This is a genomic window from Burkholderia sp. Nafp2/4-1b, assembly GCF_003635165.1.
Classification (GTDB): Bacteria; Pseudomonadota; Gammaproteobacteria; order Burkholderiales; family Burkholderiaceae; genus Burkholderia.
Genome location: NZ_ML058607.1, coordinates 132,039 through 148,361 on the forward strand (window position 1 = coordinate 132,039; position 16,323 = coordinate 148,361).

Below are 16,323 nucleotides of genomic sequence, written 5' to 3' on the forward strand. Positions count from 1 at the left end.
TGCAGATGAATGAGGACGGGACGGATCAGCCCTTGGTCGCGCCGAACGTGAGCCCCGCGACGAAGTGCTTCTGCATCGCGAAGAACATCAGCACCGACGGCAGCGCGGCGAGTACCGAGCCGGCCGACACGATGTTCCAGGCGGTCGTCCACTGCCCTTTCAGCGCGGCGACGCCGACGGTGATCGGCGCCGCCTCGTCGCCTTGCGTGAGGCACAGTGCCCAGAAGTAGTCGTTCCACACGAACGTGAACGCGAGGATCGCGAGCGCGGCGAGCGCGGGCCGCACGAGCGGCAGCACGACGCGCCAGTAGATCGCCCACTCAGACGCGCCCTCGACGCGCGCCGCCTCGATCAGCTCGAACGGCAGCTCGCGGATGAAGTTGCGCAGGAACAGCGTGCAGAAGCCGGTCTGGAACGCGGTATGGAACAGCACGAGCGCCCACACGGTGTTGTACAGGCCGACGCCGAGCATGATCTGCCGCACCGGAATCATCAGGATCTGGATCGGCACGAAGTTGCCGGCGACGAACAGCCCGAGCAGCACGAGGTTGCCGCGAAACCGGTAGTTGGCCAGTGCATGCCCCGCGAGCGATGCGAGCAGGATCGATGCGGCGACCGACGGCACCGTGATCAGGATGCTGTTCGCGAAGTAATGAAGCATCGGCGTCTGCGTGAGCGCGGCGCCGTAGTTGTCGAGCAGCGCGAACTGCTTCGGCCAGCTCCAGTAATGACCGGCCATGATCTCGTCGGTCGAGCGGATCGACGTGACGAGCACCGCGAGCAGCGGCACGAGCCACAGCGCGAGCGCGCACGGGAGCGACAGCCGGTACAGCAGTCGGGCGGGACGTCCCCAGCGGGACACGGGCATCGGATACATATTGGTTATCCTTACGACTCGGCGCGCACCAGCTTGCGCAGCTGCCATACGATATAGACGAGCATGATCGCGAACAGCACGACCGCGATCGCGGCCGAATAGCCTTCGCGGTAGTACTTGATCGCCTGGTCGACCATGAAATACGCGAGCACGGTCGAGCTGTCGAACGGGCCGCCGCCCGTCATCACCGAAATCAGGTCGAAGCTGCGCAGCGCGCCGATCACGGTCAGCACCACCGCCATGAAGGTCGCGGGCCGCAACTGCGGCAGGATCACGTGCCACAGCAGCGTGAAGCCGCGCGCGCCTTCCATCCGCGCCGCTTCGACGATCTCGCCGTTGATGCCGGTGAGCCCGGTCAGGTACAGGATCATGCAGAACGGAATCTGCGGCCACAGCGCGGCGACGATCACGCCGTAGGTCGCATAGCGCGGATCGCCGAGCACCGGAATGCCGTGGCCGACGATCAGCTTCAGCAGCCCGAACGTCGGATCGTAGAACCACGAGAACACCAGGCCGACCACGACGCCCGGCAACACGAACGGCGCGAAGAACAGCGACTTCACGAGCCGGATGCCGAACACGTTCTGGTTCAGGTACAGCGCGAGCGCGAGGCCGAGCGGCGGCGCGGCGAGAAACAGCGCAAGCCACAGCACGTTGTTCTTCAGCGCGACGTAGAACGTGTCGGACTGCAGCAGTTCGCGGTAGTTGTCGAGCCCGGCGAACGTCATCGGCGTCATGCCGTCCCAGTGATGGAAGCTCAGCCAGATGCTGCTGACGATCGGATACAGCACGAACACGGTGAAAAGCGCGAAACCCGGCAGCACGAACCACAGGGCCGCGCGATTGCGCCGCCGCGCGAGCGATGCGCGCGCAGGCCGCCGCTGGCCGGCATCGCGGCGCGCGGCGCTTTCGGACAGGCTGGTTGACATGAGATGGCCTTCGATGAAACGAACGTGACGGTGACGACGACGCACCGGGCCGGCAGCGCCGGCCCGGCCGCGCGGCGCATTACTTGCGGTAGATGCGCTTGCGGGTCTGCTCGAGGCGCTGCAGGATCGCGTCGAGCTGCGACGGGTCGGACAAGAATTGCTGCATCGCCTTCATCCCCTCGTCCGCCATTTCCTTCGTCATGTCGCGGTCGTAGAACTGCGCGATGCCGCCGGGCGTCGTCGCGAGCGTATGGAAGCCGATCTTCGAGATCGGGTCCTGCGGCTCGGGCGCCTTGTTGTTCGACGGCAGCTGCCCCATTCCCTTCGCGAACGCGCCGCTGACCGCCGGCTGCCCCATGAACGCGAGGAAGCGTCGCGCGTCGGCCTTGTTGCGCGCCTTCGCCGGCACGATCAGCACGTTGACCGGGCCATCCTCGGCAAGCGGCACCGACGCATCGATCACCGGGAAGCGGAAGAAGCCGATCGGGTTGTGCGCGGCGCTCAGCAGGCCCGCCGAATACCAGGTGCCCATCAGCGTCATCGCGGCCTGCCCGTTGACGATCAGCGGGCTCAGCGAATCGACGTCGTAGGACAGCGCGTTGTCGATGAAATACTTGTCGTCGATCAGCTTCTTCCACGCCGCATACACGGCGCGCACGCGCGGATCGGTATAGGCGATGTCTCCGGCCATCAGCTTCTGGTGGAACGCGTAGCCGTTGATCCGTAGGTCGAGGTAGTCGAACCACGCGGCGAGCGTCCACGCATCGCGCGCGGCCACCGCGATCGGCGCGATGCCGACCGCCTTCAGCTTGCGGCACGCGTCGAGGAACTGCGGCCAGTCGGCCGGCTCGCCATGAATACCGGCCTTCTCGAACAGGTCCTTGCGGTAGAAGAGCCCATACGCGTCGTAACCGAGCGGCAGGCTGTAGAGCTTGCCGCCGTAGGTCGACGACTGCTTCACCGCCGCATACGTATCGTTCCAGCCGTTCTTCTGCCAGTCGGCGCTCAAGTCCTCGATCAACCCGCGCTTCGCGAAATACGCGAGCCGTTCGCCGTTGTTCCAGCTCAGCACGTCGGGCGGATCGGTCGCGAGCCAGCCGGACATCTGCACCTTGTACGCCTCCTCGCCGACGTAGCTGACCTTCAGGTCGATATCCGGATTCGCCTTGTGGAACTGATCGAACGCAGCCTGCCACGTCGCGCGCTGGTTGCCGCGCGCGGCGACGTTCACCTTGAGCGTGCCCGCGTCGGCCGTTGTCGCGACGAACGCGGCGGCGGTGGTCAGGGCAAGCAGCAGTCGGCTCGCACGAAGTCTCATCGTTGTCTCCTGGTATTGGTGTGTTGGGTGCCGCTTCGCGCGCGGCGGATCGGCATTGCGCGCTACGCGAACGCCGCTTCGGCGTGAAGGGCCGGCAACGCGATGCCGGCCTCGTCGAACAGATGGCAGCTCGACGGCGACACGCGGAACGCATGACGCTCGCCGCGCCGCAATGCGGCCTGCCCCGGCAATTTCGCGAGCAGCGGCGTGCCGCCGGGCTGGTCGAGATGCACGTAGGCGGCTTCGCCGAGCTGCTCGACGAGCGCGACGTCGCGAACGATCGCCGGCGGGTCGGCCTCGCCGGACGCGGCGAGCGTCAGATGCTCGGGACGAATCCCGAGCGTCACGCGTGCGCCGCTGCCGACGTGGCGCGGCAACGGGCGATCGCGCAGCGTCAGCGTTTCGCCGCTGCCTTCCAGCCGCAGCCGGCAGCCGTGCGCGTCGCTCGCTTCGACCGCGGCCGGCAGGAAGTTCATGCGCGGCGAGCCGATGAAGCCCGCGACGAAACGGTTGGCCGGCCGGTGATACAGCTCGAGCGGCGCCCCGGCCTGCGCGATGCTGCCGAAGCGCGCGACGTCGTCGCCTGCGTGCAGCAGCACGATCCGGTCGGCCAGTGTCATCGCTTCGATCTGGTCATGCGTGACGTAGACGGAGCTCGATTGCGTGAAGCGGGCGTGCAGGCGCGCGATCTCGACACGCGTCTGGCCGCGCAGTGTCGCATCGAGATTCGACAGCGGCTCGTCGAACAGAAACACGCGCGGCTCGCGCACGATCGCGCGGCCGATCGCGACGCGCTGCCGCTGCCCGCCCGACAATGCCTTCGGCTTGCGATCGAGCAACGCCTCCAGTTGCAGCACGCGCGCGGCCTCGGTCACGCGGCGGTGGATCTCGTCCTTCGGCGTGCCGGCGATCCGCAGCCCGAAACCGATGTTGTCGAACACAGTCATGTGCGGAAACAACGCATAGCTCTGGAACACCATCGCGACACCGCGCTCGGCGGGCGGCGTATCGTTCATCCGCGCGCCGCCGATCCGCAACTCGCCTTCGGTCACGTCCTCGAGCCCGGCGATCATCCGCAGCAGCGTGGACTTGCCGCAGCCCGACGGACCGAGAAACACGCAGAACTCGTGCGACGCGATCTCGAGGTTCACGTCGCGCAGCACCGGCGCATGGTCGCCGTAGCGCTTCGAGACATCCTTCAATGAAATGGCGGTCATCGCGCTCTCCTGTCGTCTGTCACGCGCATAGGATCGGAAAATTTAAACGCTTAAATTTTGGTGGCGCGATTCGCCCGGTTCGCCGTACCATGTCGTCTCCTTCCTCTGATGTGTCGAGAAATTAGCGTATCAGCTGTCCCTGTGCAACTTGTGGGACACACTCCCAGAATATGAGCAGACACTCCCCCGCTTCACTCCCGCTGCACCACGCTGACCGGCCGATCGGAGGCCGCGCATGGTGACGCTCGCGCAAGTCGCGCAACGTGCGCACGTGACCGCGGCGACCGTCTCGAACGTGCTGCGCAATCCGCAGAAGGTGAAGCCGGCGACCGTCGAACGCGTGATGGCCGCGATCCGCGAACTCGGCTACCGGCCGAACCTGACCGCACGCGCACTCGCCGAGGGGCGCACGTCGACGCTCGCGTTGATGCTGTCGAACATCACGAACCCGTTTTATCCGGAGTTCGTGCTGGCCGCCGAGCGCGAGGCGCGCAAGCGCGGCCATTACCTGCTCGTGTCCAACACCGATGACGATCCTGCGATCACGCGCAACTACCTCGAACGGATCGCCGGGACGCTCGCGGCCGGCGCGATCGTGATGAACACCGATCTCGCCGAGGCCGAACTGGCGGACATCGCGCGTCACGGCGCGTCGATCGTGTTGTGCATGTGGGAGCACGTGCATGCATCGCGCACGCTGCCGTGCGTGACCGTCGATTTCGCGGCGGCGGGCGCGCTGGCGGCCGCGCATCTGTCCGGGCTGCGGCATCGCGCGTTCGGCGCGCTCGTCGGCAAGGGCTCGGGCGGCCCGCAATCGGTGCGGCTGCGCGGCTTCGCCGACGAGTTGGCGGCAGGCGGTCATCCGGCGGATGCGTTGACGATCGTGTCGGCGCTTGATTCGATCGAAGGCGGCTACGAAGCGGCCGCCGCGCTGCTGCGGGACAAGCCCGGCCTGACGGCGCTGTTCGCCACCAACGACCTGATGGCGATCGGCGCGATGCAGGCGGCCGCGGATCTCGGCCTGCGCGTGCCGGCCGACCTGTCGGTGGTCGGGATGACCGATATCCAGCTCGCGCATCAGTTCCGCCCCGCGCTGACGACGGTGCGGTTCCCGACGTCGCAAATCGCCGCGCGCGCGATCGCGCTGACGCTCGACATGATCGACGGTGTCGAGCCGGCGGCGGCCGTGCATACGATCGGGGCGCCGGAGCTCGTCGTGAGGGAGTCGACGGGGGTGGCGCGGGGGTGATGGTTCGATGCCGAGACAGGGCAGGAAATCCTTACGCCAGTCGGATGTATTTCTTCGCACCTCAACAACGGCCGACATCAAACGCGTCCGTGAGTCCCGGACCGGCCGATCAGGCGTGATATGGCTGCCGCCACGCCGTGAATACCGAGGCCCGGCTCGTGTCTCTGGGACAACAGCGCCGCAATCTGCGCCGTCGGTGCTCGACCCTCGCCGGCGTCGTTCCCCACGATGGTGGGCTGAGTATCGGATTGCTTGCTTCGTCAGAACTGTGCGGTAACCTGAAAGCCAACTGTCACGCGTGCCGTAGGAAACCCAGACGGCTTGTAGATCGGCGTGCCGGCAAACAGGTCGTAACCGTAGGCGCCCAACCTAGTCGCGACGCTGCCCTTCACGCCGATTACCGCACCTGCCAGTTGCGTGCCGACGAGTGTGACCGGCTGCGGCCCCCACACGCGGCCGTAGTCGATGCCCGCATACACCGCCTGCCCGGTCTGACCGATCGGCGCCTGCAGTTCGTTGCGCCAGTAGAAGCCACGGGAGGCGGCCAGCATCGTCTCCCCGTCGAATCCGCGCACGGTATAACGGCTGCCGATCGTCATGTCGTCAATGTAGTACAGCGTGTTGCCCGTGTACTGCCCGTGGAACGTCGTCACGTAGCGGAACGGCTGCTGCGCGATTGCGAACGGCACCGACAGATTTGCGTCGAGCACGGCCATCTTGTAGCGGTAGGTCGGACCGCCATCGGCCGCCAGAATGTCGTCCTGCGCGCCAAATGCGCCAATGCCCTGCCGGTATGCAAGCGTGCCGTCGAATTGCGCATTGCCGAAGTAGTGGCGATCGGTCAGGCCGAACTCGACGAACGTGTTGTTGCGGCGCTGCTGCGGAATTTCCGTATCTTCGATGAAGCTCTGGCCGAACCGGCGCGACATGCGGAACTGCGCGCCGAACACGTCGTTCTGGCTACGCGACAGCACGCGGTTCAGCTTGAAATCGACCGTCTTCGAATTGCCGCTCGCGATGAACGTCTGGTTCACGCCGGCAATTTGCTGGTAGTACGTGTTGGTGTACGCGGATACCGTCGCGGTCCAGTAGCCCCACGGGATCGAGTAGAAGCCGTTCCAGCCGTGCGAGCCGAGACGCTTGTCGCCTAACTCGAGATCCTGGCTCACGCCGATGTTGAAGATGTCGTTCAGGCCAAGGGGATTGTCGATGCCGAGCGAAAGGTTGCCCTGCAGGCGGCCGGTCGCCCGCGTTCCTGAGTTGTCGATCGACGCGACGACCGTCCACGGCTTGCCTCGCTTCACGTCGAGCACGACGTCGCTTTCGCCAGGCACGTCGGCTGGGACGATCTGCATCGACACATCCTGGCTCGACACGCGTTTCATCTGCTCGAGACCCTGTTCGAGATCGCGCAGGTTCAGCAATTCGCCGTCGCCGCTCGGGAAGGCGGTTTTCCAGGTGCCGCGGAGCTTTTCGTCGGCGAAGTGCACGTGGCGAATCACGCCGGGGATCAGTGAAAACTTGAGGGTGCCGGTCGACAGATCCTGTTCGGGAAGCAGCACGCGCGTCGTGACGTACCCGTGCGCCAGGATCGCTTGAGACAGGCCCTTGACGAGCGTGTCGAGCCCCTGTTTGCCGACGCACTGGCCGGTGTAGTGTTCGAGCCATTCACGAGCGAATGCGAAGCGGTCCATCGGCAAGGTCGACGCGCCTTGCGACTTCAGGGAAGCGGGCAGCGCATCGGGTACGTCGAGTGCGAAGCGCTCAATCCGAAAGCACGGCGTTTCGGCCGGCAGCGCCGGATACCCTGCGCTCGCCGCTACGCTCGAACGCACCCCGGGCGCGGTGACGGTCCGTTCGCGCTCGCGCGCTTCCTCCTGCTGTCGGGTTTGCTGGTCGTTGCCCGAAATGATCGGGCGTGGAGCTTCTTGCGCCGACACGGTCATTGGAATCAGCCATGCGGCCGACAGCAGCACGACCGGGGTACGGATTGTCATAGATGTGGTTTTGTTCGTTCGATCTTATGGTTTGGGCGCTAAATGTCCCGGAATCCAAACCCATTCGGTACCGCTCCATTTCCAGAAGCCCATGACCCAGATCGTGCTCGACCACGACGGCAACACGGGCTCCATTTCCTGCTTCGACGGAGGACGTGGAGGTGCATCAGGAGGAACGGACTCGCACGCAGCGAGAAGCGCTGACATGACAAACGCCAGGACCACGGGCCATTTGGTTCTCTTCATCATTACCTCCGCGTCAGCGACGTTGACGGATCATGTTTTGAACCATCGGGATACGCGGCCGATCAGTCCTTGCGGAGGAGGCACCCAACCGGGCTTCAGAAAGTCGTAGACGTCATCGTAGTGATCGAGAGGCTTGACCGGCATCAGCTCCATTGGCACCAGCGGATGGTCGATTTCAATTTGGATGCCACGTCGCCAGCAAATTTTTGTCTCGAGCGTCCCAAGATAGGAGATGAAGTCCTCTAAATCTGGCCAAGCACTCTTGATGTTTGCGTGCCGCTTCTCGATCAGCGCCCTCAATCCCGCAGCATCGCGCGATAGAAGTAAGGAGAAAAAATACTCGCCACTTTCAATGGCTTGCCGATCAGCCTTGGCTCCCTTTTTCCTCACTTCCTCGATAAGCGCCTCCAACTCCTGATCTTTACCCAAGATCGCGAGCTGGAATCTGTATTGCAGTGCCGCTGCCGATTTTGGATTGCTTCTTCCGTCAAGCAGGGCTGAGGTCTCAACATTTGCAGCCTGCTCGATAATGCCCTGATCATCGGATAGGATTGCACAAAGCAATTCAAGTCCCGTTGTGAAACTAGCACCGCCATCCAAACCAACGCTCTCAATAGAAAGCTTTGAAGATAGATAGAAATTCTGCTTGCTGGCTGAGATATTATTATCTCCAAAATAATCAGCAACAGCTTGCGAACGTGCGCGGCTTGCCAGCCCACTGTAGACTGCACCAAGGCGGACTTTCGTTCGCCGATATACGGCGTCGTGAACGAGCTCAGGCAGCAACTCCTGCTCATTCCGAACGAGATTTTTCAATCTTCTTACTGATTCTGGATTATTCATGGCGCATTCCGAGGAATTTTAACAATCACCATCCCATTAGAGTCGACCCCGGAAACTAGCTTCACAAGGCTTCCATTCTTCCACGCTTGCTCCACAACGTTTGCCGTCGCCACCAATTCGGGGTTTTCAGATTTTCTTAGTCGGTCAATGGAATATTGCACCCATTCATCCGTCTGCTGGGTAGGAAGTTCGGTCTTCCCATTCGCCGGATTCAAACTTATCGATCCCGTTTGATTGAGCGGCTTAACCTCATTAACGTAAACTGTGTTTCCTTTAACGTAAACTCCGTCAAAGCAATTGGACGCACACTTCCCATCAAGCGGCGTGAAGCCATTGCGGACGAAGTAGTTATTCGCCACATACTCCCGCGCCTGTCCCTGCAAATCCTTGGACGGAAGTTGGTCGAGTTGCGATAGTACGCCTTGTTCCGCTGAATTCAGCTTCACTGGCATGCTCTCCATCGTTACCTTGCCGGTGCTGATAAACCCCTTATCAGTGGGCTTAACCGATCCCGCCAACCAAACATCGAGCGACTCGCCCGCACGCGCAACCGTTGCTCCGATCTTGTTTGTAAGGATACCGCCGATGACCGTTTCCTCGATCGTGTAATCGGGTTTCACGGAGCCGTTTTGCGTGGCAAAGGAATCCACTCGACTCTGATCACGCTGGCCTGCGCCTGGCGCGATCGAACCTGGGAGCGAACCTAGTACAGAGTTCAGATATTGGTCAGAACGCTGCGCAGGCGTCGCACTAAAATACGTCTGTGCCGCCCCATCGGAGATCATCGGTGAACCGCGTACCAGAATCGGCTTGCCCATATACTGCGACAACATGTCTTGCGCTGTCTGAAGGTTCGCTAGGTAGGAGCTCAGCCCTCCCATTGCGCCTTCGCTGGTCGGATTGTTCGCCGTCTGGATCAGCGTCTGGAGATACGCCATGTTTTCCTTGTTGGCGGTGTCGTCGACCATTCCCTTCGCCGCGCGCTCGAGCATGTCGGTCCAGTAAGTCGTTGCCTTCGCCACGCAACTTGAATCGCCGCGGCATACCGCCTGCGCCTTTTCCTTCGCGAGCTGCTCGACAACCTTCACCTCTTCCACGTGAAGCTGCCGATTGTAAAGCTCGTTATTCACGGCCGACCCTGCACCTGCCAGCGCACCGGATGAACCGCCACCTGCGACAACGCCAGCCGCCGCACCGCCCGCCGTCGCCACGATCTCGTTCAACGCATTCCGCGCGGCGGCTTGCGCGCTCAGCGGCAACTGGCTCACAGTCTGATCGATGATCGGCTGCGCCAGGGACTGCAGCACATCACCGGCCAGTGAACCCGCGATCGCTCCGCCGATGTTGCCACCCGACAGCGCTGCCCCGATCGCCGCCACTGCGGCGTGCAGCGCGTCGCGACCCGCACCGCCTTCGCCGAACAATGCCTTCATCTGCGGGCTGCTGTTTTCGAGCTGAGTCGCCGCTTCCGCCACCGCGAACGTCGCGACCTTGCCGAATGCCTGCGCAAAGGCCATATTGTTCTGGACCTTCTGCAGGTTGAATGTGTTCTCCACCGTCTGGTTCGCGTTCGCGGTGTCGCGCGACAGCCCGGCCGTGCTGTCCGTGCCGTTCTGTTCATCCGACTTCACGACGATCTTCGCCGGGCTCACCGCGGCGTGCGTGACGCCGCTCGCACTATCACCCGTCTGTGCAAAGCTCGGGCCACCCGACGTCGAAAAACCTTCCGACGATCCCGAATACGACATCTTGTTCTGGATGTCGGTAAATCCGAGGCTGCCGGTCGTCAGCGTATTGCTGTCTGCCGGCGCAGCGCTCGCGATCTGTGCGCCGTTGAGCTGCGTATGGCCCGCCACGTTGACATCAAACCCTTCCTTGCCAGCCACGATGCCGGTTTGCTGGTTCACCGACGCATAATTCGCGTCGATGCTGGTGTGGCCGATCGATGCGTCGACGCCGCCACCATAGCCGAACGTAAAGCTGCCGCTGACGCCCGTGTTGTGCTGGTTGCTGCTGTAGTTCGACGTATCCTGAAGGCTCGTCATCGTCAGGTCGCCGCCGACATCGACCTTGACCTTGTCGCCTGAAACCTTGGCGCCCGACAACGTCGTGTCACCGCCCGACTTCATCGTCAGCGTGTTGCCGGCCGCCACCGTCGTGTTGGTTTGCGTGACGCTGTCGCCGTTGCCCTGGCCGTGCGAGTTCGAGCCATTCGCGAAGACGCTGATCCCCGTATTCTTGCCCACGCCGATCGCCGCGCCTGCATTCCAGCCGGTCGAACTGTTCGAGCTCGTACTCTGTTCGGTGCTCTGCGCACTTTGCAGCGTGATCGCGTTGTTGGCGTCGAGCGCGACGTTCTTGCCGAGCACTGACGCTCCGGTCATCGCAATGTTTCCGGTGCCCGCCTGAGCGTTTCCGTTTGCGTCCGGTGTGCCCGTCGCGGTGATGGAGACGTTGCCGTTGCCTACGATCGACGAACCTTTCGCGCTCGAAATCGATGTCGTCGCATTGCTGCTGCTATGGCTCGACCCGATGCTGAGCTGTACCTGAACGCCCTTGGCAGCTTCGCTCACGTTCCCGTTCGACAGGGCATTGGCCGCGTCCTTGATCCCGCCGCGGTTCTGGTAAGCCTGTTCGGCAGCCGCCACGGCCTGTACTGCGGCGAGGCGCGAATCGCCCGACTGCTGGCCTTGGCGGACGGCGCCTGCCATCGACTGTCCGAGTCCGACCAGGCCGCCGCCCAATCCGACACTCAAACCCGACTGGCTGAACTGCTGCGACTGCGCGTCCTTGTAGGTGTCGTACGCGGCATTTACCGTCACGTTTTGAGCGGCGATACCGACATCCCGGCCTGCCACAATCGTGCTACCGGTAATCGTGGCATCCTTTCCGGCCTGGATCGTGACATTGCCCTGCGATGACCCGATCACACTCCCCTTGTTCGTCACCGAGCTGCTTTGGTCTTGCTGCGCGGCCGAGCGCGAACCTACCGTCACCGACAAACCACCATTCGTCAGAAGACCCGATTCCTTCTTGTCGAAATAGCTGGACGATTGAGTCGTGTCTTGCGAGGTCGTGATGTTGACGTTGCGCGTCGCCTGCAACGTCACGTCGTTCGTGCCAACGACGTTGCTACCCGCCACGTTGATGTCGCGGTTGCTGACGATATTGACGCCGTCGGCCGACACCGTGCTGCCCTGGCTATAGGTCGCCGTCTGGTCGATGCCGCTTGCAACCTGCACGCCGCTCACGACATTGCTGTGGCTGTGCGTTTCGTGCGAGTTCAGCACGTGCGTTTCGGTCGCTGCGCCGATATTCACATCGCCGCTCGCCATCAGGTTCGCATTGCCTTTATCCAGGCTGACCGTGCTGCCGCTGATCGTGAGATCCTTGCCCGACGCCAATGTGACGGTATCGCCGCCCTTGAGCGTCGTGCCTGAGAGCGCCTGATCGGACGTGTGCAGCGTCTCCGCATAGCTGCCGTGACTGTCGCTGCCCGAACTGTTGCTGTTCACCGTCGACGTCGCACTCGCCGCGCCGAGCGTCACGTTGCCCTTGGCCGCGATCGTCCCGCCCTGGCCAAGGTCGATCTGCGCGCCCTTGGCCGTCAGGTCTCCGCCGACGCCGATGCTCGACTGTCCACCAACCGTCACCGAGCTGCCAGTGACCTTGTTGATGTCGGTATTCGACACGCCGTTCGCCCGCTGCACGATCTTGTGCTCGCCGGTCTGAACCGCACCAAGATCCCAGTTGCCGCCGACATTCATGCCGAGATTGCCGCCGACCGACAGGTTGCCCGCGTTCTGCTGGAAGTTGCCGCCGGTGACGATAGACGCATTGCCCGCGACGTCTAGTTTCGCGGTCGGCCCAAGCGTGGTCACCACGCTCGTCGCACCGTCGCGGCTCACCCGTGTGTTCGTCTTCGTCGCCGTATCGAGAATCAGGTCGTTCCCGGCCTCGAGCTGCAGACTGCCGGCCTTCACGTTCGCCGACGTCAGATCGATGTTGTTCTCGGTCTTCAGCGACATCAACCCGCCGCTTTGCAGCGCGCCGAATGCGTTGTCGATCTGCTTGCCCTGAATCGCCAGCGTATTGTCCGCCTTGATCGTGCCGCTGTTCGTGAACGACTGCGCGTTCTGGAAATCGATGTTCGTCGCGCTGATCAACGGTCCGTTGACATTCTGCTGGCTGGCCTGCGCGAGATACACGACCGGCACGAGCACCGCCTGACCGTCGACCACGCGCGTTTCCATCATGATCACGTTGCTGGTCAGCTTCGACACCTGATCGGCCGACAAGCTCGCGCCGATTGGCAAATCGAGCGACTTCGACAGATCCGCTCCGGCTGCCATCAGCGATTGATACATCGTCTGCAAGTCCGCGTACGGTCCGAGCACTGCCTTTCCAGTCAGCGCCGTGACTTCGTTGCGCACGAGCTGCTGTTCGTAGAAGCCGTCGCCGAGACGCTTCGGGATATGCGTGAGGTCGACGCCGAGCTGGCCGAAGAAGTAGTCGCTCGAAATGAAATTCTTCTGGTTCGTGAACGCCGGGTTCGTCTCGATCACGTAGTTCGCGTTCGGCGCGGTAGTTGGCCGGTACAGCCCGCCCTGCGGAATCGTGAGGTTGTTGAGCACATTCAGCGCGCTCGCACTCGCGATGATCGGATCGACCGGCGCGGGCGGACCGCCGTGCACCGACGACGCCCCCGACTTCACTCCGCTCGCGTTTCCGCTCAGGTTGGTGGGCGTGAGACCCGGCACGGACTGCCCCGGCAGCAAGCCGAGTGACGGAATCGACGCGTTGCCCGCCGTGTTGTTGACGCTGACACCCGTGCCGGAAATCGTGCCGTTCGAACTTATCGTCGAGAAGTAGCCGGGCAGCGTGTAATCCTTGATCGATGCCGGCGCGGCTTGCGTGTAACCGCCCGGCCGCCCCGTCACGAATGGCGCGTTGCCGAATGGCAACTGCCAGTCGTGTTCGGAATTGTCGTAGTTGTTGTAGTGATATTGCCCGGAGTAGGAAACCGACACACCCGGCAGTTTCTGCCCCGACGCTGCCCAGCCGTCGGCATCGTAGCGGGCCGGCATCTTGATGTCGCCGACTGCCGCGATGTTGCTCCAGTAGTTTTGCAGCGTGCCGACCGACGACGCATCGATCTTGCCGCCCGACACGATCTGCGCGGCCGGGCTGATGTCCGTCACGGTCGTCGCCGTCGCGCTGTCCGCGTAGTAGGTCGTGAACTGATACGTGCTGTTCCACTGACCGCCGTGAGGCGGCTCGGTGTAGACGCCGCCGATGCTGTCCGGATCCTTCACGCCGATCTGGCCCGTACGGCCGCTGATCGGAATGCCGAACTGGCCGAGCAGCGAGGGATCGATCGTGCGTGTCGACGTCTTCATCACCCGCCGCGTGCTCGTGACCTTGTCCGCGTGCAGTTCCATGTCGCCTTGGGACTGGATCAGCGCAGACACGTTATTGACCAGCGCCGCGTTCGTGTAGTTGCCGTTCGCGTCCTTGCCGCCAGCCAGCACGACCTTGCCCATCCCGAAGATGGCGGTCGTCGCCATCGAGTCGGTTGCAGTCGTGTCGTCGCGGTTTTCGATGTCACGTGCGAGGACTTCGAGCGTGCCGTTGCTGTCCGATGCACCGATCAGCGCGGTCGGCCCGAGGTTCGAGATCGTATTCGTCGCGTTGAGCGACACGCTGGCGCCCACGAGCGCGCCCATATTGGTCAGGTTCGTCGATTGCGTGTGCAGCAGCGCACCGGCAGTCAGGGCACCCACGTTGACGATGTTGCCCGCGCTCACCCGCAGGTCGTTCACCGCCTGCAGGTTCGCGTTGTTCGTGAAAGTGCCGGGCAACGTGAAGGCGAGATCGTGACCGACGTTGAACTGCGTGTCGGCCGCCGCCGTGTAATCGCCCTGCAGGGTCACGTTCGCATCATGCTTCGCGCTGTATGTGCCGCCGCCTTGCAGCGTGGCCGCGGCGACGGACAAGTCGTGCGTCGAGCCGATCTGACCGTTCGTGTTCGTGATCGCGCCGGTCGTCGTGACATTCACGTCGCCGTTCGAGTTCGTGACGTTGCCAATGGTGCCGCCGCTGTTGTCCAGGGTGTTGCCTTGAACACGCAGCGATGCACCGCTGAGCTGACCGCCTTGCGTGTTGCTGATCGACGCTGCGCTGACCGTCACATCGCCGTTGCCGGTAATCGCGCCCATGCCCGCTACGCCGCCGGCGTGGCTGTTCGCGATCTGGCTGCCGCCTTGCACCGACATCCTGCCCGCGCCGAGGTCGACGATGGCGCCGTCCGCGTTGTCGATCGACGCCGATTGAATGTCGAGCGTGCTGGTGTCGCCCGCAACCGATTGCCCCGCCTGGATGTGGCCGCTTCGGTTTGACAGAGCGCCGCCGTTCTTCAATGACAGCGACGCATCCGATCGCAGCAAGCCCTGCGCGTTGTTCACGTCGCCTGCGATGGTCGCGTTGATGCCGCGTTGCGCGGCGAGGATACCGCTCGCGTTGTTCCAGGAAGCCGCGTTGACGATGGCTTGTCCCTTCGTCACGATGGTGCCCGACGCGTTGTTCAGCGCGCTTGATCCGTTGCCCGGTTCGATCGTCAGCGTGCCCGTGCCGGCGTGCGTAATGGTGCCGCCCGCGTTGTTCAGCTCGGCCGGCTTGAGCGTGAGGTCCGTGCTGTTGGTCTGGATTACGCCGCCGGCCGAGTTGTCGAGCGTGCCGCTGACGTTCATCCCCATCGCTGACGATCCATACTGCGTGATCGTACCGCCGTGGTTCACGAGGTTTGCGGCCGTCAGCGCAAGCTGATTGGCTTCGAGCTTGCCGCCGCTGTTGTCGAGCGTCGAATCGGCGGTGACCGACAGGTTCGGTGCGACGATCGAGCCGCCCTGATTCGTCATCGAGCCCGTGTGGATCGTCGCGTTCGTGCTGGCACCGATCTGGCCGCCGTCGTTCGACAACGTACCGCTTGTGACACTGACGTCCGTGTTCGACAACAGCTTGCCGCTCGCATTGTTCAGCGTACCCGCGACCGTTGCCGTCAATCCGTTCTGCGCGTTGATCGAGCCCGCCGTGTTGTTCAGCGCGCCGGCTTGCGCGACGACGCGTCCGTTGCTCGCGATCGAACCGCCCACATTCGATATGGATCCCGAACCACCTCCGAGCGCCAGTGTGCCGTTGCCGGCATGCGTGATCGTGCCGCCGTCGTTGATTAGCGCGGAGGGGGCGAGCGTCAGTTCAGTGCTGTTGGTTTGCAGCGTTCCGCCGTTCGAATTGTCCAGCGTGCCCGACACGTTCACGCTCATCGCGCCGGTGCCGGTCTGCGTGATCGTGCCGCCGTGATTCACGAGGTCGGTCGCGGTCAACGACACCTGATTGGCCTGCATGGCACCCGCGCTATTGTCGAGGGTCGTGCCGGTGAGCGCGACCGTCTGACCGACGATCGAACCGCCGTTGTTGATCAAGCGCGCGCCCGCATCGACAGCCACCTTTTGCGCAGCCTGCAGCGTGCCGCCGCTGTTGTCGACCGACTGGCCCGCGATACGCAAATTCGTGTTGGAAGTGATCGCGCCGCGGTTGACAACGTTTGCGCTGCGGACCGAAACATCGCCGTTGCCGCCGATCACACCG

The 16,323-nt window shown here is 63.3% G+C and carries 9 protein-coding genes; 1 reads left to right on the forward strand and 8 read right to left on the reverse strand.

Going from position 1 to position 16,323, the window contains the following annotated elements:
- Positions 1-25 precede the first annotated feature (25 nt).
- The 4 genes from C7H84_RS18195 to ugpC form a co-directional block, all read right to left on the reverse strand.
- Positions 26-877, reverse strand: a complete 852-nt coding sequence (locus tag C7H84_RS18195; protein ID WP_121860082.1) for a carbohydrate ABC transporter permease — start codon at positions 875-877, stop codon at positions 26-28.
- An 11-nt stretch (positions 878-888) separates the two neighbouring features.
- On the reverse strand, positions 889-1,806 hold the full coding sequence (locus C7H84_RS18200) for a sugar ABC transporter permease (RefSeq protein WP_121860083.1): 918 nt from the start codon (positions 1,804-1,806) through the stop codon (positions 889-891).
- A gap of 79 nt (positions 1,807-1,885) precedes the next feature.
- Entirely contained in the window at positions 1,886-3,124 is a 1,239-nt protein-coding gene (locus tag C7H84_RS18205) for an extracellular solute-binding protein (protein WP_121860084.1), read from the reverse strand.
- A gap of 62 nt (positions 3,125-3,186) precedes the next feature.
- Entirely contained in the window at positions 3,187-4,341 is a 1,155-nt protein-coding gene (gene ugpC, locus C7H84_RS18210) for a sn-glycerol-3-phosphate ABC transporter ATP-binding protein UgpC (protein ID WP_121860085.1), read from the reverse strand.
- A 235-nt stretch (positions 4,342-4,576) separates the two neighbouring features.
- Here ugpC and C7H84_RS18215 point away from each other — a divergent pair, with 235 nt between their 5' ends.
- Positions 4,577-5,590 carry a LacI family DNA-binding transcriptional regulator gene (locus C7H84_RS18215; RefSeq protein ID WP_121860086.1) on the forward strand — a complete coding sequence of 338 codons (1,014 nt, stop codon included), beginning with the start codon at positions 4,577-4,579 and terminating at the stop codon, positions 5,588-5,590.
- Between the two features lie 260 nt (positions 5,591-5,850).
- Here C7H84_RS18215 and C7H84_RS18220 read toward each other — a convergent pair whose 3' ends face one another.
- The 4 genes from C7H84_RS18220 to bcpA form a co-directional block, all read right to left on the reverse strand.
- Positions 5,851-7,587, reverse strand: coding sequence for a ShlB/FhaC/HecB family hemolysin secretion/activation protein (locus C7H84_RS18220; RefSeq protein WP_121860087.1), 1,737 nt, complete (start codon positions 7,585-7,587; stop codon positions 5,851-5,853).
- Between the two features lie 24 nt (positions 7,588-7,611).
- Positions 7,612-7,836: a CDI system lipoprotein BcpO gene (gene bcpO, locus C7H84_RS18225; RefSeq protein ID WP_162999307.1), complete on the reverse strand. Its 225-nt coding sequence runs from the start codon at positions 7,834-7,836 to the stop codon at positions 7,612-7,614.
- Positions 7,837-7,863: 27 nt separating this feature from the next.
- Entirely contained in the window at positions 7,864-8,676 is an 813-nt protein-coding gene (gene bcpI / locus C7H84_RS18230) for a contact-dependent inhibition immunity protein BcpI (protein ID WP_162999308.1), read from the reverse strand.
- A partial coding sequence (gene bcpA / locus C7H84_RS18235; protein WP_121860101.1) for a contact-dependent inhibition toxin BcpA occupies positions 8,673-16,323 on the reverse strand: 7,651 nt, incomplete at its 5' end. The genes bcpA and bcpI, both read right to left, overlap by 4 nt.